This is a genomic window from Sorangium sp. So ce362, from assembly GCF_051519845.1.
Taxonomy (GTDB): domain Bacteria; phylum Myxococcota_A; class Polyangia; order Polyangiales; family Polyangiaceae; genus Sorangium.
Window position 1 is genome coordinate 3261906 of record NZ_CP150332.1, and the last position, 18095, is coordinate 3280000.

General features: G+C 73.2%; 14 protein-coding genes (1 of these 14 only partly in view). 10 read left to right on the top strand and 4 right to left on the bottom strand.

Annotated elements, in window-relative coordinates; translation table 11 throughout:
- The first annotated feature begins 187 nt into the window (after positions 1 to 187).
- Entirely contained in the window at positions 188 to 5527 is a 5340-nt protein-coding gene (uvrA, locus tag WMF17_RS12960) for an excinuclease ABC subunit UvrA (RefSeq protein WP_437649675.1), read from the top strand.
- A 46-nt stretch (positions 5528 to 5573) separates the two neighbouring features.
- Here uvrA and WMF17_RS12965 read toward each other — a convergent pair whose 3' ends face one another.
- The 3 genes from WMF17_RS12965 to WMF17_RS12975 all read right to left on the bottom strand — a co-directional run bounded on the left by WMF17_RS12965 (position 5574) and on the right by WMF17_RS12975 (position 8878).
- The gene (locus WMF17_RS12965; RefSeq protein WP_437602357.1) at positions 5574 to 5777 is read right to left on the bottom strand and encodes a hypothetical protein; all 204 of its coding nucleotides are present in this window, start codon (positions 5775 to 5777) and stop codon (positions 5574 to 5576) included.
- A 110-nt stretch (positions 5778 to 5887) separates the two neighbouring features.
- On the bottom strand, positions 5888 to 6781 hold the full coding sequence (locus tag WMF17_RS12970) for a hypothetical protein (RefSeq protein WP_437602358.1): 894 nt from the start codon (positions 6779 to 6781) through the stop codon (positions 5888 to 5890).
- A gap of 33 nt (positions 6782 to 6814) precedes the next feature.
- On the bottom strand, positions 6815 to 8878 hold the full coding sequence (locus WMF17_RS12975; protein WP_437649677.1) for a protein kinase domain-containing protein: 2064 nt from the start codon (positions 8876 to 8878) through the stop codon (positions 6815 to 6817).
- 308 nt (positions 8879 to 9186) lie between these two features.
- Between WMF17_RS12975 and nadC the strand changes: the two genes are divergently transcribed.
- The 3 genes from nadC to WMF17_RS12990 all read left to right on the top strand — a co-directional run bounded on the left by nadC (position 9187) and on the right by WMF17_RS12990 (position 11620).
- Entirely contained in the window at positions 9187 to 10038 is an 852-nt protein-coding gene (nadC, locus tag WMF17_RS12980) for a carboxylating nicotinate-nucleotide diphosphorylase (protein WP_437651333.1), read from the top strand.
- Positions 10035 to 10847, top strand: a complete 813-nt coding sequence (locus tag WMF17_RS12985) for a biotin--[acetyl-CoA-carboxylase] ligase (protein WP_437602360.1) — start codon at positions 10035 to 10037, stop codon at positions 10845 to 10847. Before nadC ends, WMF17_RS12985 begins: the two co-directional genes overlap by 4 nt.
- Before the next feature lie 119 nt (positions 10848 to 10966).
- A complete protein-coding gene (locus tag WMF17_RS12990) occupies positions 10967 to 11620 on the top strand; it encodes a radical SAM protein (RefSeq protein WP_437649679.1) in 654 nt (217 codons plus the stop codon).
- 65 nt (positions 11621 to 11685) lie between these two features.
- Here WMF17_RS12990 and fbp read toward each other — a convergent pair whose 3' ends face one another.
- A complete protein-coding gene (gene fbp, locus WMF17_RS12995; RefSeq protein WP_437649681.1) occupies positions 11686 to 12738 on the bottom strand; it encodes a class 1 fructose-bisphosphatase in 1053 nt (350 codons plus the stop codon).
- Positions 12739 to 13055: 317 nt separating this feature from the next.
- On the opposite strand from fbp, the gene WMF17_RS13000 reads away from it, so the two are divergent.
- From WMF17_RS13000 to WMF17_RS13025, 6 genes are all read left to right on the top strand, one after another.
- Complete coding sequence (locus tag WMF17_RS13000) at positions 13056 to 13982, top strand: class I fructose-bisphosphate aldolase (RefSeq protein WP_437602363.1); 927 nt, start codon at positions 13056 to 13058, stop codon at positions 13980 to 13982.
- 272 nt (positions 13983 to 14254) lie between these two features.
- Positions 14255 to 15739 carry a leucyl aminopeptidase gene (locus WMF17_RS13005; protein WP_437602364.1) on the top strand — a complete coding sequence of 495 codons (1485 nt, stop codon included), beginning with the start codon at positions 14255 to 14257 and terminating at the stop codon, positions 15737 to 15739.
- Between the two features lie 3 nt (positions 15740 to 15742).
- Entirely contained in the window at positions 15743 to 16594 is an 852-nt protein-coding gene (ttcA, locus tag WMF17_RS13010) for a tRNA 2-thiocytidine(32) synthetase TtcA (protein WP_437649683.1), read from the top strand.
- 10 nt (positions 16595 to 16604) lie between these two features.
- Positions 16605 to 17441 (top strand): hypothetical protein, encoded by an 837-nt coding sequence (locus WMF17_RS13015; protein ID WP_437649685.1) that lies wholly within the window; start codon positions 16605 to 16607, stop codon positions 17439 to 17441.
- Between the two features lie 86 nt (positions 17442 to 17527).
- On the top strand, positions 17528 to 17710 hold the full coding sequence (locus tag WMF17_RS13020; RefSeq protein ID WP_061614223.1) for a hypothetical protein: 183 nt from the start codon (positions 17528 to 17530) through the stop codon (positions 17708 to 17710).
- 104 nt (positions 17711 to 17814) lie between these two features.
- A protein-coding gene (locus tag WMF17_RS13025; protein ID WP_437649687.1) for a peptidylprolyl isomerase crosses the window boundary here: on the top strand, positions 17815 to 18095 show its beginning. Its footprint extends 598 nt past the window's final position; the window shows 281 of its 879 coding nt (coding positions 1–281); the start codon lies at positions 17815 to 17817; the stop codon falls past the right edge of the window.

An 18095-nucleotide genomic window follows, 5' to 3' on the forward strand; every position in this document is an offset into this window, starting at 1 on the left:
CGCATCTCCACGAGAACACGATAATTTCGCGCTGAAGAACGCAATGCCGCGACGCGCATCCTCTGCGCGCCGTCCACGTACGATCGTCCGCGACGATGGGTGGAAAGGGGGCTAAACACTCGCGGTTTCACGCGGAGCCTGTCCACCCCGGACGTCGTCCCGCGGAGCCCACCCTTCCGCGCCTCCTATGCACTCCATCTGTCTCCGCGGCGCCCGCACGCACAACCTCCAGGGCATCGATCTCGATTTCCGGCCCGGCGAGCTCGTGGCCATCGCCGGCGTGTCCGGCGCCGGCAAATCATCGCTCGCGCTCGACACGCTCTACTCCGAAGGACAGCGCCGGTTCGTCGAGAGCTTCAGCCCGTACGCCCGCCAGTTCCTCGAGCGGCTCGAGCGGCCGCCGATCGACGCGCTCGAGCCCGTCGCGGCCGGCGTCGCCGTCGACCGCCGCGCGCCGGTCAAGAGCTCGCGGTCGACCGTCGCCACGATGGCCGATCTCGAGCCGTACTTCTGCGCCCTCTTCGCGCGCGAGGCGGTGCCCGTCTGCCCGTCCTGCGAGACGGCGGCCGCGCGGACCGATCCGGCACGCGCGGCCGAGCTCGCCGCGAGCCAGCACGAGGGCGCGACCGCGCTCGTCACGTACCCGATCCCCGTCGCGGACACCGAGCGGTTCCTCGACGTGCGCGAGTCGCTGCTCGCCTCCGGCTACCGGCGCCTGCTCGTCCGCGGCGAGGCGCGCGACCTCGACAGCGTGGCGCCGTCCGAGGCGATGAGCGGCACCGACAAGGTCGAGGTCATCGTCGATCGCGTCCGGGTCGCCCCGCGGGAGCGCCGGCGCCTCGGCGCCGCCATCGAGGAGGCATGGAAGGGCGGTGGAGGCGACGCGTCGCTCCACCTGCAGCGCAAGGCCGAGGAGCCGGGCGGCAACGGGGCGGGGTCGACGCGGCTCCGGCTCGTGCGCGGGCTCGCCTGCCCCTCGTGCGCGCGCGCCTTCGATCCGCCGCGCCCGGGGCTGTTCTCGTACCAGTCCCCGACTGGCGCGTGCCCCTCGTGCCGCGGCTTCGGCCGCACGCTCGGCATCGATTACGACAAGGTGATCCCGGACGCGTCGAAGTCGATCGCGGGCGGCGCGATCCGCCCCTGGAACGGCCGCTCGACCACGATGGAGCGGAAGCTGCTGCGCGCGTTCTGCGAGCGGAACAAGATCCGCACCGACCGGCCGTGGCGCGACCTCTCCGAGGCGCAGCGCGCGCTCGTGCTCGAGGGCGAGGGCACGTGGAACCAGGGGAAATACCCGGGCGTGAAGGCCTGGTTCCGCTGGCTCGAGACGCGCACCTACAAGATGCACGTCCGCGTGCTGCTCGCGCGCTACCGCACCTACGACGTGTGCGGCGCGTGCCACGGCAAGCGGCTCGCCCCCGAGTCGCTCCTCTACCGCGTCGGCGGCCTCGATCTCGCCGCGTGGCACGAGCTCGAGCTCCGCGAGGCGCGCGCGCGGCTCGAGGCCGAGCGCCCCCAGACGGGCCAGGGGGAGATGGCGCGCCGCGAGCTCATCGCGCGGCTCGGTTACCTCGAGCGCGTCGGGCTGGGCTACCTCTCGCTCGCTCGCCAGGCGCGCACGCTCTCGGGCGGCGAGGCGCAGCGCGTCGCGCTCACCGCGGCGCTCGGCACGTCGCTGACGGGCGCGCTCTTCGTGCTCGACGAGCCGACCGTCGGCCTGCACCCGACGGACATCCCGCCGCTCGTCGCGGCCATGCGCGAGCTCGCCGACGGCGGCAACGCCGTGCTCGTCATCGAGCACGAGCCCCTCGTCATCCGCGCGAGCGATCGCGTCGTCGAGCTGGGCCCCGGCGCGGGCAAGCAGGGCGGGCGCGTCACCTTCGACGGCCCGCCGGAGGGGCTCGACGTGCGCAGCCCGCTGCCCTCGGCGCGCGCGGAGCGCCGGGCGCCGAGCGGGAAGATCGCGATCCACGGCGCGCGCGAGAACAACCTGCGCGACGTCACGGTCGACGTTCCGCTTGGCGTCGTCGTGGCGATCACGGGGCCGAGCGGCTCGGGCAAGAGCACGCTGGTGAGCGACGTGCTCTACCGGCACGTCGCGAGGGCGCGCGGATACAAGGACGTCGAGGCGCCCGGCCTGTACAGGCGCATCGAGGGCACCGCCGACATCCGCACCGTCACGCTCGTCGATCAGGCGCCGCTCGGGCGCACCTCGCGCGGCAACCCCGCGACCTACACCGGCGCGTGGAACCGCGTCCGCGCGCTCTTCGCCGAGCGGCCCGAGGCGGCGGCGCGGGATCTCGGGCCCGGCCACTTCTCGTTCAACGTCGCGCTCGGGCGTTGCGAGGCGTGCGCCGGCGAGGGGAGCGAGACGATCGAGATGCAGTTCCTGGCCGACGTGTCGCTGACCTGCCCGACCTGCAAGGGCAAGCGGTTCCGCGACGAGGTGCTCGAGGTGAAGCTCGACGGCCGCTCGGTCGCCGACGTGCTCGATCTCTCGATCGACGAGGCGTTCGCGGCCTTCGAGCGGGAGCCCGCGGTCCGGCGGGCGCTCGCGCCGCTCAAGCAGCTCGGCCTCGGCTACCTCACGCTCGGCCAGCCGCTCTCGACGCTCTCCGGCGGTGAGGCGCAGCGACTCAAGATCGCGCGCGCGCTCGGCGAGCCCTGCGCGGGCGCGCTCTTCCTCCTCGACGAGCCGAGCGCCGGCCTGCACCCGGAGGAGGTGAAGCACCTCAACGCCTCGCTCTCCGTGCTCGTGGCCGAGGGGGCCTCCGTGATCGTCGTCGATCACGACCTCGACGTCATCGCGGCGGCCGACTGGGTCATCGATCTCGGGCCGGGCGCGGGCAGCGAGGGCGGGCGCGTCGTCGCGGAGGGGACGCCCGAGGACGTGGCCAGGACGGCGACGCGGACCGGCGGCGCGCTGGCCGAGTGGTTCGCGCTGCGCGGCGATGGCCCCGCGCGAAGGCCGCGGCGCGGCGCGCCGGCCGCCACGAAGCCCGGAAAACGCGGCGGCAACGGCGCCGCGCGCGCGTCGCTCGACCGGCGGCGGATCGAGGTGGAGGGCGCCCGCGAGCACAACCTCGCCGACGTCTCGACCGTGATCCCGCACGGCCAGATCGTCGTCGTCACCGGCCCGAGCGGCTCCGGCAAGAGCACGCTCGCGTTCGACGTGGTCTTCGCCGAGGGCCAGCGGCGCTTCCTCGAGACCTTGACCCCGTACGCACGCCAGTTCCTCCCCACGCTTCCGCGGCCGGACGTCGACCGCGTCACCGGCGTACCCCCGTCGATCGCCCTCGAGCAGCGCACCACGCGCTCCGGCGCCAACTCCACCGTCGCGACCGTGACCGAGATCGCGCACTACCTGCGGCTCCTCTACGCCAAGGTCGGCGAGGCGCGCTGCCCGGACTGCGACGTCCCCATCGAGGCGCGCTCGCCGGACGAGGTCTACCGCTCACTGCTCGCGACGCGCGGCGCGCGGACGCTGCTCGCCCCCGCCGTCGTGGCGCGCAAGGGGACGTACCTCGACGTCTTCACGGCCGCCGCCCGCGCCGGCGTCACCCGCGCGCTCGCCGACGGCGAGCCGTGCGCGACCGACAGCCCTCCCCGCCTCGACAAGCGCCGCGAGCACTCGATCGACCTCGTGATCTACGAGGGGCGCATGTCCGCCCTCGATCGCGCGCTCTTCGATCGCGCCCTCTCGTTCGGGCGGGGCGCGGTGAAGCTCGCCGGCGGCCGCGGCGGCGAGCAGCTGCTCTCCACCACGCGCACCTGCCCGCGCTGCGGCGTCGGCGTCCCGGAGCTCGATCCCCGCTGGTTCTCGTTCAACACGAAGCAGGGCCGCTGCGCGTCGTGCGAGGGGACGGGCGCCTCGGACTTCGACGACGACGCGCTCGCGACGCCCGATCCGTGCGAGGACTGCGGCGGCTCGCGCCTGGCGCCGATCCCACGGGCTGTCCGGCTCGCCGGCGAGCGTTACCACCAGGCGTCGGGCCGGTCGGTCGCGGCGGCCGCCGCCTGGGCGAGGAGCCTGCGCTTCACGGGCGATCGCGCGCTGATCGCCGAGGCGCCGCACAAGGAGCTCTGCCGCCGGCTCGACTTCGTCTGCGAGGTGGGCCTCGGCTACCTCACGCTCGATCGACGCGCGTCCACCCTCTCGGGCGGCGAGATGCAGCGCCTGCGGCTCGCGGCGCAGCTCGGGAGCGGCCTCACCGGGGCGCTGTACGTGCTCGACGAGCCGACCATCGGCCTCCACCCGCGCGACACCGATCGGCTGCTGGACAACCTGCGGCGGCTCGCCGGCATGGGGAGCACCGTGCTCATGGTGGAGCACGACGCCGACACGATTCGCGCCGCGGATCACCTGATCGACCTCGGCCCCTCGGGCGGCCGCAAGGGCGGCAGGATCGTCGCCGCGGGGCCGTCGCGCGAGGTGCTCGCGAACCCCGAGTCCCCGACCGCGCGCGCGCTCGCCGGTGAGGACGCGCTGCTCAGCGCGCGCCCGGCGCGCCCGCCGGTGCGCGAGCACATCGAGCTCCTCGGCGCCCGCGCGCACAACCTCCAGGGTGACGCGCTCCGGATCCCTGCGGGCCGGATGACGGTGGTCGCCGGCGTGTCCGGCTCCGGCAAGAGCACGCTGATCCAGAAGGTGCTCTACCCTGCCGCGCGCCGCGCGTTGAAGCTCGAGGCGCCCGAGCCGGGCCCGCACAAGGCGCTGCGGCTGCCGAAGGGCATCCTGCGGGCGATGGCCGTCGATCAGTCGCCGATCGGCCGGACGCCGCGCTCGATCCCGGCGACGTTCCTGGGCGTCTGGGACGAGGTCCGCAAGCTCTACGCCGCCTGTCCCGACGCGCAGGTGCGCGGCTACGGCCCGGCGCGCTTCTCCTTCAACACGGCCGCGGGCGGGCGGTGCCCCGCGTGCGAGGGGCAGGGCGTCATCGCGCACGAGATGTCGTTCTTGCCCGACGTGACCACCCCGTGCGAGGCGTGCGGCGGCGCGCGCTTCGAGCCGGCGACGCTCGACGTGCGGTACCTCGGCCTGTCCGCCGGCGACGTCCTGGACCTCACGGCCGAGGAGGCGGTCGAGGTCTTCGCGGCCCACCCGCGGATCCGCGCTCCGCTCTCGACCATGTGCGATCTCGGCGTGGGCTACCTCCACATCGGCCAGGGCTCGCACACGCTCTCGGGCGGCGAGGCCCAGCGGCTCAAGCTCGCGGCGGAGCTGACGGCCGGCGCGCGGCCCAAGCCGACGCTCTACGTGCTCGACGAGCCCACGACCGGCCTGCACCTGGCGGACGTGGCGCGCCTGATCCTCGTGCTCGATCGTCTGGTCGAGCGCGGCGACACGCTGGTGATCATCGAGCACCACCCGGCGGTCATCGCGTGCGCGGATCACGTGGTGGAGCTGGGCCCGGAGGGCGGCGCGGGCGGTGGGCGCATCGTGGCCGAGGGCACCCCGCGCGAGGTGGCCCGTCAGCCGACGGCGACGGGCGAGGTGCTGAAGAGGAGCTTCGCGAAGGCGACCTGAGTGGGCGCGCCGGCTCGGGCCGGCGCGCCGCCTCGCGGGTCGCGGCTCAGCCGCCGGAGCGCTTCGCGTATCGGTACGCGGTGTAGGCGGAGATCAGGTGGCAGATCCAGCCGAGCCAGCCGCCCGTGCCGATCCACAGGCCGGGGGTGACGATCAGCCAGAAGATGCAGCGCAGGAAGGCGCCGTTGTAGAGCTGCCCAACGCCCGGAATAAAGAACGACAGAACTGCGGCGATCCCGGATTTGCTCATGAGGTCGGAAGCTGATCACCCTGACCGCCTTGTCAAGCGGACTCGAGCGGAAGCCTCGGATCGCGCCCGCCGCGCCGCGGCCGGCGGCGAGGCGGGCCGCGCAGATCAGCTCAATTCTGGCCGGGCAGGATGATCTTCCTCCGGCCCGTCGAGGACCCGGAAGGGGCGGGCGGCGGGGTCGTCGCGGCGGGCGCCGTCGGGGTCGTCGGCGGAGCGGTCGATGGGACCGTCGGCACCGTCGGCGTGGTGCTGGGGTTCGTCGGCTTGGGCTGCGCCTGCGGCGGCGGCTTCGGGGCCGCCACGGGGGCGGGCGCCGGCGGGGGCGGCTCGGGCGTCGTGGCCGCGGGCGGGGGCGGCGCCGGATCGCCGGCGACCGACGCCGGCGCCGGCGGCGCGTCGACCTGCGGCAGCGCCGTCACGTCCTCGGACGAGCTTCCGTTGCGCATCACGAAGAAGGCCGTCGTGAGGCCGCCGATGACCACGAACGCGCCGAGCCCGATCAGCGCGAGCGTCGGTCCGGAGCTCTTGGGGCGAGGCCGTGAAGGGACCGGCGCCGAGTACATCCCGCCGCTGCCCGGCAGCGCGGGAGCGCCGCCGGCGTGAAAGCCCGGCGCGCCGGCTGCCCCGGGCCCGCCCGGCGCTCCGAAGGGAGAGCCGCCGTACGGGCTGGCAGGAGGCTGGGGCGGCTGCCCGTAGGCGCCCCCTGCTCCGGGAGGGCCTCCGTAATTCGCCGTTGCGCCGGGGCCATAGGGCCCGGGCGCGCCTGCTGGCGGCGCGCCGTACGCGGGCGCGCTGTTGCTCCCGCCCTCGACGATCGTCCGCGGGACGGCTGCGCCCCCGGCCCCTGGATCGTGCGGCGCGGCGCCGGGCGGCACGGGGAAGGCGCCGTGAGGCGAGTTGAGCCCTGCGACCGGAGGCTCGCCGGGCACGGTCTTGCCAGGGCCGTACATGCCGCTCGGGGGCGCAGGCCATCCGGGCGGCGGACCGCTATTCTGGTTGCTCATCGAGATCGCATCCTACCGCACGCGCCGGGCGAGTCAGTTGTTCGGTACGATGATCACGCGCCGTGACGGCCGGCTGGACGGCGTGGTGGGCGGCGTCGTCGGCGTCGGCGTCGTCGTGGGGGGCTGCTGGGGGCCGGCCGGCGGCTGCACGCTGGTCGGTGCGGGAAACGGGAACGGGAACGTCGACGGGATGACGATGGGCGGCAGGTTGGGGATGATCGACGGCGCGCTGGGGCGCGTCGTCGGTGCTGGCGTGGTCGGCTGCGTCCCCGTCGCGCTCGGCGTCGCCGGGGGCTTCGATGTCGACGTCGCGGTCGGCCGGGGCTGGGGTTTGGCGACCACCGGCGGCGTCTCGACCGGGGGCGGCACCACGGCGGGAGGCGCCGTCGTGGCGGGGGGGCTGGGCTCCGGGGGCACCGTGTTGGCCGGCTGGAGCGTCGGCATGACCGGCCCCGCGTCGGCCTGCTCTCCCCGGCCGAGCTCGCTGGCGATGTACACGCCACCCACGACGGCGCCGGTGATCGCCGTGGCGAGCAGGAGGATGGTGAACAGCGAGGTCCCGCGCCGCGCTGGCTGCTTCCCGTGCGCCGAGGCGGCGTGCGATATCCGCGGCAGCGGCTCCATCGGCGCCGTCCCAGGGATGTAACCCTGCATCCCGCCGCCCCCGTAGGCGCCGCCGTAGCCGGGTGCCGGGCCGCCGTTGAACGGTCCGGCCGGAGCCGCGCTCCGATCCATGAAGGGCACGTTGCCGACCGCCGTCCCGCCTGGGCGAGGCGCCGCATCAAACGGCCCAGGCTCGTAGCTCGTGGCCGGAACCGCGGGCACCCCCTGCGGCGGCAGGTAGGGCGCGGCGCTCACGGTCGCCGGCTGGCCGACCGGGGGGTAGCCGCCCTGGGCGAAGTACGGGCCGGAGGAGGGCTCTGGCCTGGGCGTGAACCCTGGAGCCGAGGCCGAGGGGCCCCGGGCATCCGAGGCGAAGCCGCCCATGGGGGTCGAGGGCCCGATCGCGCCCGGGGGGCCGCTCGACGCGTGGTGCGCGCCGCCGTCCTCGGGCGGGATCGTCTTGGGGACGGAGCTCATGCGACCGTCGCCCATCGCGTTTGTCGCGGGCGCTGCCGCTGAAGCCGCGAGCATCCCGGGCGCCGCGAGGGCTGCCGGCAGGGCCGCCCCGGACGACCGCGCCACGCTGACCTCGGACGGCGAGGGGGTGAGCGCCGACGGGGCGCGGGCGGCTCGGGCGAACGGCTCGAGGGCGCTGCGGAGCTCGGCGGTGGTCGCGAACCGATCGGGCGGCGAGGCCGCCATCGCGCGGTGGACGGCGGCGCAGAGGCCCGGCGCGAGCTCCGGCGCCAGGTCCGAGAGCCGCGAGATCTGGCCCGACAGGTAGGCGCCCGCGATCTGCTGGGGCTCATCGCCGCCGACCGGTCGGCGGCCGGCCAGCATCTCGAAGATGATGACGCCCAGCGAGAAGATGTCGGCGCGCGCGTCCACGGAGTCCGCCGAGTAGGCCTGCTCGGGGGCCATGTACTCGGGCGTGCCCATGATCACGCCCGGGCGCGTGAGCCCGCGATCGAGCTCCCCCGTGACCTTCAGCTTGGCGATGCCGAAGTCGAGCAGCTTGATGAGCGGCTCTCCCTTGGTCGTCCTCGTGATGATGACGTTGTCCGGCTTGAGATCCCGGTGGACCACGCCCGCGCGATGGGCGGCCTCGACGCCCTCGAGGATCTGCATCGCGTACTCGAGGGCGTCGGCGTAGGCGAGCCGGATGCCGGCCCGGTAGAGCTCCTCGTAGAGGGCCTGGAGCGTCTTCCCCTCCAGGTACTCCATCACGATGAACGCCAGGCCGGCGGCGGTCTGGTCGACGTCGACCACGCGGACCACGTGCGCGCTCTGGATCTGCGCGGAGACGCGCGCCTCCTGCAGGAAGCGCTGCACCAGGCCGGAGCGGCGTGACAGCTCGGGGTGGAGAAACTTGAGGGCGACAGTCGTCCCCAGCACCTCGTGGCGGGCTTCGTAGACGCTCCCCATGCCGCCGTCGCCGATGAGGCGCACGAGTCGGTACTTGTTGTGGATGACCTGGCCTGCCTGCGGACGCATCGATCTCCGTTGAGGGCGCTGGAGTTGCTCGGAGAGTCTCACAGGCTGGTAGACGAACGTCAGCCCCATTTGTGCGACACAGCGTCGCGATGGTCGCGATCCGCACCGCTTTTCGGTGCCGCGGGGCCCATCCGCTGCGCCGGAGTCCCGTCCTGGGCAGCTGCGCCGCCGAGGTCGCACGCTCCGGCGCGAGCCATTGTGACGCATTGCGTTATGTCGGCTCGGGTAAGTGCGACGGCGCTGATGCGCGCGTGCGGGAACGAGTATACCTGGGAGCGCCGCCGGGGTGCGGCGCCGAGGAGATGCCTGTGCTGGCTGCGCCGCTGCTTGATGCCTTGATCGATCGCGCTCTGGAAGAAGACCTCGCGGGGGGCGATCTCACCACCGAGGCCTGTGTCGAGGCTTCCGCGCGCGCGACCGCGAAGGCGGTGGCGCGCAAGCCGCTCGTCGCATGCGGGGGGGCCGTGTTCCTCCGGGTCTTCCAGCGCCTGGATCCGCAGGTGGAGGGCGAGGTGCTGGTCGCGGACGGCACCGCCGTCGACGCCGGCGCCGTGCTCTGGACGGTGCGTGGCCTCGCGCGCACGCTCCTCAGCGCGGAGCGCACCGCGCTCAACTTCGCGCAGCGGATGAGCGGCGTCGCCTCCGAGGCGCGCCGCTATACCGCGGCGATCCCGCGGGGGTCCGGCGTGCGCATCACCGACACCCGCAAGACGACGCCCGGCCTCCGCGCGCTGGAGCGCTACGCGGTGCGCGTCGGCGGGGCGCACAACCACCGCGACAGCCTCGGGAGCGCCGTGCTCATCAAGGACAACCACATCGTCGCGGCGGGCGGCATCGCGACCGCCGTCGCCCGCGCGCGGGCGCGCGCCCCGCACACGACGAAGATCGAGGTCGAGGTCGCCTCGCTCCGTGAGCTCGACGAGGCGCTCTCCGCCGGCGCGGACATCATCATGCTCGACAACTTCACGCTGGCCGACGTCGAGGTCGCGTCCGCGCGCGCCCGCTCGGCGCAGCACGGCCGGCCCTTCCTCGAGGTCTCCGGCGGGATCACGCTGGAGCGCATCCCCGAGCTCGCCGCGGCGGGCATCGACGTCATCAGCGTCGGGGCGCTGACGCACTCGGCGCGCTCGGCCGACATCGCGCTGGATCTCGCGCTGTGAGGCGGCTCGACGCGGAGGCCGTCGAGCGTGAGCTCGCGCGCCTCGGCGCGTCGCTCGGGAGGCCGCTCGTCGTGGCGGCGGAGACGGGGTCGACGAACGACGACGCCCGGAGCGCGGCGGCTGCCGGGGCGCCGCACGGGGCGGCGTTCCTCGCCGACGCGCAGACGCAGGGGCGCGGGCGCGGCGGGCGCTCCTGGCACTCTCCGCCCGGGGAGAACCTCTACCTGTCGGTGGTGCTGCGCCCCGGTTTGCCGGCGAGCAGCGTCGCTCCCATCGCCCTCGTCATGGGCCTCGCCGTGGCGTCGGTCGTCGCTCCACGGCTCGCGCCACGCTCGCGCCGCGGCGACGGCGCCGCCGCCGAGGTGCGTCTCAAGTGGCCGAACGACGTGCTCGCCGGGGGCCGCAAGCTGGCCGGGATCCTCGTCGAGGCCCAGCTGCGCGGCGATTCCGTGAGCAGCGTGATCGTCGGCGTCGGGCTCAACGTCCACGCGTCGAGCTTCCCACCGGAGCTCTCGGGGCGGGCCACGTCGCTCGCGATGCTCGGGATCGACGACGTCCCGCGCGAGCTCCTCGCGGCGGAGCTGCTCCAGGCAATCGGCGACGCCGCGGCGAGGTTCGAGGCGGGAAAGCTCGCCCCCTTCGCCGAGGATCTCGCGCGGATGGACTGGCTGCGCGGCCGCCGCGTCGAGGTCGCCGGCGTGGCCGGCGTCGCGGCGGGGATCGATCCGGAGGGGCACCTGCGGATCCGGGGCGAGGACGGCGTCCTCCGCGCGGTGGCGGCGGGCGAGGTCAGCGTCATCGCCGGCTGAGCGCCTCGCGCCGCTTGCGTTGCGCGCTCGGCGCGGCCAAAGCTTGCGGCCCCATCGCGGGTCGCCGGGGGCGCGGAGCACCCCGGGCCGGCCCGAGGCACCTCGGAGGCGTCGCTTCCTTGAAAGAAGACACCCTCGTCGTCCACGAAATCTACGCCAGCGTGCAGGGCGAATCGACGTTCGCCGGGCTGCCGTGCGCGTTCGTCCGGCTCACCGGGTGCAACCTGCGCTGCACCTGGTGCGACACGCCGCAGGCCTTCTACGGCGGCAACCGCGTCGGTCGCAGCGACGTCCTCGAGCGCGCGCTCGCCCTCGGCACGCCGCTCGTCGAGCTCACGGGCGGGGAGCCCCTCCTCCAGCCCGGGTCGTTTCCGCTCCTCGCGGAGCTCTGCGACGCGGGCCGCACCGTCCTCGTCGAGACGAGCGGCGAGGCGGACGTGTCGCGCGTCGACCCGCGCGTGCACAAGATCATGGATCTGAAGGCGCCCGGCTCCGGGGAATCGCACCGGAACCGCTGGTCGAACCTGGACCACCTCACGCCGCGCGACGAGATCAAGTTCGTGCTCGCCGATCGGGTGGACTACGAGTGGATGCGGGGCACCATCCGCGAGCGCCGCCTCGACGCGCGCGGCGTGACGCTGCTCGCCTCGTGCGTCTGGGGCAGGCTCGCGCCGAGAGAGCTCGTCCAGTGGGTGCTCGACGACGCCCTTCACGTCCGGGTGCAGGTCCAGCTCCACAAGGTGATCTGGGGCGCCGACGCGCAGGGGGTCTGACGCGCAGGGCCGCCCCGTCCACGCGGTCTCGTCGCGGTGAGGGGTGGCGGCGTTCTCTCGCAGCGTCAGCGCTCGCCGCGCAGGAACTGCTCGAAATCGTCGACGTCGCGGGGCGAGCCGAGGACGAGCGGCACGCGCTCGTGGAGCGACTTCGGGACCCGATCGAGGACGCGATCGGTCCCCGTGCTCGCCTTGCCTCCGGCGGCCTCGAAGATGAAGGCGAACGGGTTCGCCTCGTAGAGCAGCCGCAGCTTGCCCTGGCCACCTCGATCGGCGGGGTACGCGAAGATGCCGCCCTTGAGCAGCGTCCGGTGCGCGTCCGCGACCAGCGAACCCACGTACCGCGCGCCGTACGGCCTCCCCTCGTGCTTGCTCTCCTCTTTGATCCACGCGTTCCAGCGGCGCACGCCCTCGGACCACCCCGCGCTGTGGCCCTCGTTGATCGAGAAGGTCGAGCCGCGCTCCGGGATCCGGATGTTCTCGTGAGAAAGGAAAAATTCACCCACGGTTGGATCGTAGGTGAACCCGTGCACGCCGCCGAGGCCGGTGGTGATGACGAGCAGCGTCGACGACCCGTAGAGCACGTAGCCCGCCGCGACCAGATCGCGGCCGGGGCGCAGGAAATCCGAGGGGTCGGCGCCCATCTTGGCGTCGCTCTTGCGGAGCACGCCGAAGATCGTGCCGATCGAGATGTTCACATCGATGTTGGACGAGCCGTCGAGCGGGTCCACGACGACGATGTACTTGGCGCGCGGGTCCGTGGAGAGGAGTCTCATTTCACCGAGCTCCTCGCTCACAACGGCCGCGCAGTGCCCGCGCCGTCCGAGCACGCTGAGCAGCGTCTCGTTGGCGACCTCGTCGAGCTTCTGCACGACCTCGCCCTGAACGTTCGTCTGCCCCGTGTACCCGAGGACGTTGGCGATGCCGGCCCGCCGGACCTTGGACGTCACGAGCTTCGCCGCCAGGCCGATCTGGTTCAGCAGGGAGGTGAACGCCCCCGTCGCCGAGGGGAACCCGAGCATTCCCTCGAGGATGTACGTCTCGAGCGTGATCCCGACGCGTGACTGCGCGTCGGGCGGCGTCCAGCTCAGGTTCCGTTGGTCCGATGAGAGCGACATGATCCCTCCGCGTTGTTGACGAGGGCGTCGCCGCCCCGCCACGTGCTCGCGCTCGCCGCTGCTCTACTGCACCTGGAGAGCGCACTTGGAGAGCCGACCGGCGCAGCTCCGAGAATTGCGTATCCGATGGCTCCGCACAACATCCTCCGAGCGCTGGACCACCGGGGCGTTCGGCTCGATACGTTCGTCCAGATCCTGAAGACACGGTCCGAGTCCGCTCGCTCGCCGGCCCCGACTCGGGGCCACGGAGCGGGGCGGATCGGGCCCGCGCCCGGGCGGCCTCGCGTTCGGCTGCAACACCCTCGACGGAGTGATTCATGGCGCTCACCTCCCGCGTAGAGCAGATCCTCTCTTGGTACGCCTCGGAGAACCCCGGCACGCTGACGAACCTCGTCCGGCTGCTCAACCACGGCGCGCTCGCGGGTACCGGCAAGCTGGTGATCCTGCCCGTGGACCAGGGCTTCGAGCACGGTCCGGTGCGATCGTTCGCCCCGAACCCCGAGGCTTACGATCCCGACTACCACTTTCAGCTCGCGATCGACTCGGGGTGCAACGCGTATGCGGCGCCGCTCGGGTCGCTGCAGGCGGGCGCGGCCAGGTTCGCGGGGCAGGTGCCGCTGATCTTGAAGCTCAACAACAGCGACACGCTGGCAAAAGTGGAGCAGCCCCTGTCAGCGGTGACCGGCTCGGTCGAGGACGCGCTCCGTCTTGGCTGTGTCGGTGTCGGCTACACCATTTATCCAGGCTCCGGCGCGAGAAACCGCATGTACGAGGACCTCCGCGAGATTGCCCTCGAGGCCAGGCGCAAGGGCCTGGTCGTCATCGTCTGGAGCTATCCGCGCGGCGCCGGGCTGTCGAAGCAGGGCGAGACGGCCATCGACGTCTGCGCCTACGCGGCGATGATCGCGGCTCAGCTCGGCGCGCACATCATCAAGGTCAAGCCGCCGACGGCTCATATCGAGCAGGAGGAGGCAAGAAAGATGTACGAGAAATACGGCATCCCCACCCAGACGCTCGCCGACCGGGTCCGCCACGTCGTGCAGGCGACCTTCAACGGCAAGCGGGTGGTGATCTTCTCCGGCGGCGAGTCCAAGGCGACCGACGCCGTCCTCGAGGCGGTGCGCGAGATGGCCGCGGGCGGCTCCTTCGGCTCGATCATGGGGCGCAACGCGTTCCAGCGCCCGCGCGCCGAGGCGCTGCAGCTCCTCTCCGACGTCACCCAGATCTACAGATCGGCGCGCTGACGCCCCCTCGAGCCGGCGCTCGGGGCGGGGACGCTCGGGCCGCGGTCCGCGGCGTCGCCGCGCGCGGCGCCCCGGCGGAGGCGCCGCGCCGCCCGTCGCTGCCGGTCGCCGGGCGCGGAGCCTGAGCGGCGCTGCGCGCGGCGCCGCGCCCGGGAGCGCTCTCCTCCGCACCTCGGGCCGACCGCCCGCGGGTCTCGTCCACGTCGACGGGGTTAGCCCTTCGTGATTAGATGCCGCGCTGGAAACACCCCCATCCGGGCTCAGGAGACCGCATGCCGATCAAAGTGAACCTCGCCTCGTCAGACCCGCTGAGCATCGCCGTCGACGTCGTCGTCATCGGCGTGCCCGAAGGCGCATCGACGGGTGAGGGCGTGCTCGCGAGGCTCGTGAAGGCGCTGGGCGAGTCCGTGGCCCACCAGGTCAAGCGAGACGACTTCACGGGGAAGAAGGATCAGAGCATCGATTTCACGACGCACGGCGCGCTGAAGCCCGGCCGCGTGCTGCTGCTCGGGCTCGGGTCCGGCAAGCTCACCGACATCGATTGCCGCGTGCTCGCGGCGAAGGGGGCGCGCTTCGCGAACGGCGTGCGCGCCGAGAGCGTCGCGGTCGTGGCGCCGCCCGGCGTCGAGCGTGCGGAGCGGGCCGCCGCCGAGGGGCTCGTGCTCGGGTCCTACCGGTTCACCCGCTACTTCACGGGCGATCGCGTGCCCAAATTCGGGCTCGCGCGCGGCACGGTGGTCGTCGAGGGCAAGGCGGGCAAGGCGGCGCGCGACGCGGTCGCGCTCGGCCAGCAGGTCGGCGAGGCGATCTGCGTCGCGCGCGACCTCGTCAACGAGCCGCCGAACGAGGTCTATCCGGAGGCGCTCGCGCGCGTCGCGGCCAGCGTTGGCAAGCAGCACGGGCTCAAGGTGACGGTGTTCGACAAGGCCGCGCTGAACAAGCGTGGCATGAAGCTCATCATGGCGGTGGGGCAGGGGAGCGCGCGAGAGCCCCGGCTGGTCCACATGGTCTACGCGCCTCCCGGGAAGCCGAAGGGGAAGCTGGTCTTCGTGGGCAAGGGGCTGACGTTCGACAGCGGCGGCCTCTGCATCAAGCCAGCTCAGGGCATGGAAGAGATGAAGGGCGACATGGGCGGCGCTGCGAACGTGATCGCGCTGATGGCCGCCGTCGCGGCCGCCAAGCCGAGCGTCGAGGTGCACGGCGTCATCGGCGCGGCCGAGAACATGCCTGACGGCGCGGCCTACCGGCCCGGGGACATCTTCGGCTCCCTGGACGGCAGGACGGTGGAGATCATCAACACCGACGCCGAGGGGCGCCTCGTCCTCGCCGACTGCCTCGCCTATGCGCGCGCGCTGAAGCCGGATCTCATCGTCGACAACGCGACCCTCACGGGCGCCTGCGTCGTGGCCCTCGGGCCCACGGTGTCGGGCTTCTTCTCGAACCGCGAGGAGCTCGCCGAGCGCCTCCGGAGCGCCGCGAAGGCCGCGGGCGAGTCGATGTGGCAGCTCCCGCTGGTCGACGAGCTCCGCGATGGCCTGAAGAGCGACTGGGCCGACATCAAGCACACGGCCGACCGCTGGGGCGGGGCGATCACCGCGGCCCTGTTCCTGCGCGAGTTCGTGGGCGATGTCCCCTGGGTCCACGTGGACATCGCCGGGCCCTCGATGGCGAGCAAGCCCTACGGCATCTTCTCCAAGGGCGGGACGGGCCACGGCGTGCTTACCTTCCTCCGCCTCATCGAAGGCTTCACCGGCTAAACCGTGCAACTCCGCCGTAAGCTCGCGCGCGCCATGGGCCGCGCCATCACCGACTTCGACATGATCGCCGACGGCGATCGGATCCTCTGCGCCGTCTCGGGGGGCAAGGACAGCTACGCGCTGCACGCGCTCCTCGTCGACCTCGCGCGCCGCGCGCCGGTCCGGTTCAGCGTGATCGCGGTCAACATCGACCAGGGGCACCCCGGCTACCCCGGACACCTCCTGACCGACTACATGGCGGCGGGCGGCCACGAGTTCCGGATGATCTCCGAGGACACCTACTCGATCGTCACCGAGAAGATCCCCGAGAACAAGACGTACTGCTCCCTTTGCTCCCGCCTGCGGCGGGGCATCCTCTACCGTATCGCGCGCGAGCTCGGCTGCTCGAAGATCGCCCTCGGCCACCACCGAGACGACGCCGTGACGACGCTGCTCTTGAACCTGATCTTCGCCGGCCAGCTGAAGTCCATGCCTCCGAAGCTCATCTCCGACGCTGGCGACAACGTCGTGATCCGCCCGCTGATCTACTGTGCCGAGGCCGAGCTCGCCGCGTTCGCCGCGGAGGAGCGCTTCCCCATCATCCCCTGCGATCTGTGCGGATCACAGGACAACCTCCAGCGCAAGGCGGTGAGCCGGCTCCTCGCCGAGCTCGACGCGCGCCACCCCGGGGCGCGGCAGAACATGCTCGCCGCCCTCGGTAACGTGCGCCCGAGCCACCTCTTCGACACGGGCCTCTGGAAGCGGCTCGGGCTCGAGGTCGCCCGGGAAGAGGGAGGCGCGCGCGGCGAGGCAAGCGTCGACGCGCCGGCTCCGGATGTGCTGCCCGTGGGCAACCTGCTGAGAAATCTGGCCTAGCGGCTCGCTCATGAGCACGGATGCCCCCGGCGCGATCTCGATCGGCGCTCCGCGCGAAGCGGAGTCGGGCGCGTCCGCATCCGGCGGACGCGGCGGAACGGTGGCGCGCGGGGGCGATGCGCCGTCCGCCGCGGATGGCCCCGAGGCGGCGCAGCCCGGAGCGGCGCGCCTGGGTCTCGGGGATGGGGGCGCTCCGCAGGCGCTGCTGGCTGCGGTCGTCGCCTGGATGATCACGGTCGCGCCTGCCGGGTTCGGCCGCGGCGCGCCGGTATCCGCCAGCGTCGCCGCCACGCTCGCCTTCGTGTGCGGCATCGCTGCGCCGCTGCTCGCCGCGTCCCACCGCCGGGCGGCGCGGCACCTCGGCATCTCTGTCTTCTTGGCGCTCGTCACGTTGACCTGGCTGCTCGCCTCTCCTTCCCTTCAGCCGGCCCGCCTCGACCCGGTCCGGGCGGCGATCGGCGGGATCGCCTGGGGCATCTTCGCGCTTTCCTGGCGCGATCGCTGGGATGTGCGGCGCCAGTCGGAGCCGGACCCGGAGGCCCCCCTCCTGCAGGCCCGGGCCCACCTGCCTCCGCTCGCCGTCGCGGTCATCGCGTTCGGCGCGCTGGCGAGCCTCGCCATCCTCGTGCTCGCATGGCGTGTCCGGGACCCGGACCGCGCCCTCCTGGCCCAGGCTGTCGCCGTGGCCTGCGCCGTCGCTCTGATCGCCGCGGCCGCCGGCGTCGCGGTCGCCCGCGGCCGCCGACCCACGGCGGGCGCACGCCGGCTCAGCCACCGCGCCGTCCGGCAGCTGCTGGTCTTGATCATCTTCGCCGTCCTGGGGGCGGTGGTGATGATGCTGCGCTGAGCAGCGGCCCGGCCCTGGCCTGCCGCAGCCCGCTGCGCCCGCGCATCCCCGTCGGTTCCGTGTCAAATCGCGTTACACTCACGCGCGTGTCCCGCGCAGTCGATGTCTTCGCGATTTTGCTCCTCGCCGCCGCCGCGTTCTCCTTCGCCTTCGGGGTCCACGCCCTCGGCGATCGCCAGGATTTCAAGGCCATCTACCTCCTGGTGATCGGCGGGCTCTCGCTCAAGGCGTCCACGGAGATCCTCCGTCCCCGTGGGGGTAGCGCGTGAGCCCTGTGCGCCGGATGAGCGCGGCCGCCGCGTGCCTGTGCGCGTGCGCGGCCTGGGCTGCTCTGTCGACGTCCGCGCGGGGGGCGCTGCCGCTTCCGCCCGATGTGGCGGCCCGTGTGGGCGCGCTCGCCATCCCCGTCGACTCGGTGGCTCGCATCGCGGCGGCGCAGCACGTCTCGCCTGCGCAGGCCCGGGATGCCGCGGTCCGCGACGCGCTCTTTGCCGCCGAGGCGCGGGATCGCGGCCTCGAGCACGAGCCCGAGGTGCAGCGCGACATCAGCGCGGTGCTGGCCCGCCGCCTGCTTCACCTGCTGAAGGAGGAGGCGGAGAGCGCCGGCCCGGTGACGGACGACGAGCTACGCGTCGCCACCGAACGGCACTGGCT

What these genes read in the sequence shown, in the direction of transcription:
- WMF17_RS12975 (WP_437649677.1), bottom strand. Translation starts at nt 8,878, where the DNA reads ATGCGTCCGCAGGCAGGCCAGGTCATCCACAACAAGTACCGACTCGTG.
- WMF17_RS13005 (WP_437602364.1), top strand. Translation starts at nt 14,255, where the DNA reads ATGCCGATCAAAGTGAACCTCGCCTCGTCAGACCCGCTGAGCATCGCC.
- fbp (WP_437649681.1), bottom strand. Translation starts at nt 12,738, where the DNA reads ATGTCGCTCTCATCGGACCAACGGAACCTGAGCTGGACGCCGCCCGAC.
- WMF17_RS12965 (WP_437602357.1), bottom strand. Translation starts at nt 5,777, where the DNA reads ATGAGCAAATCCGGGATCGCCGCAGTTCTGTCGTTCTTTATTCCGGGC.
- WMF17_RS12970 (WP_437602358.1), bottom strand. Translation starts at nt 6,781, where the DNA reads ATGAGCAACCAGAATAGCGGTCCGCCGCCCGGATGGCCTGCGCCCCCG.
- WMF17_RS13000 (WP_437602363.1), top strand. Translation starts at nt 13,056, where the DNA reads ATGGCGCTCACCTCCCGCGTAGAGCAGATCCTCTCTTGGTACGCCTCG.
- uvrA (WP_437649675.1), top strand. Translation starts at nt 188, where the DNA reads ATGCACTCCATCTGTCTCCGCGGCGCCCGCACGCACAACCTCCAGGGC.
- WMF17_RS13015 (WP_437649685.1), top strand. Translation starts at nt 16,605, where the DNA reads ATGAGCACGGATGCCCCCGGCGCGATCTCGATCGGCGCTCCGCGCGAA.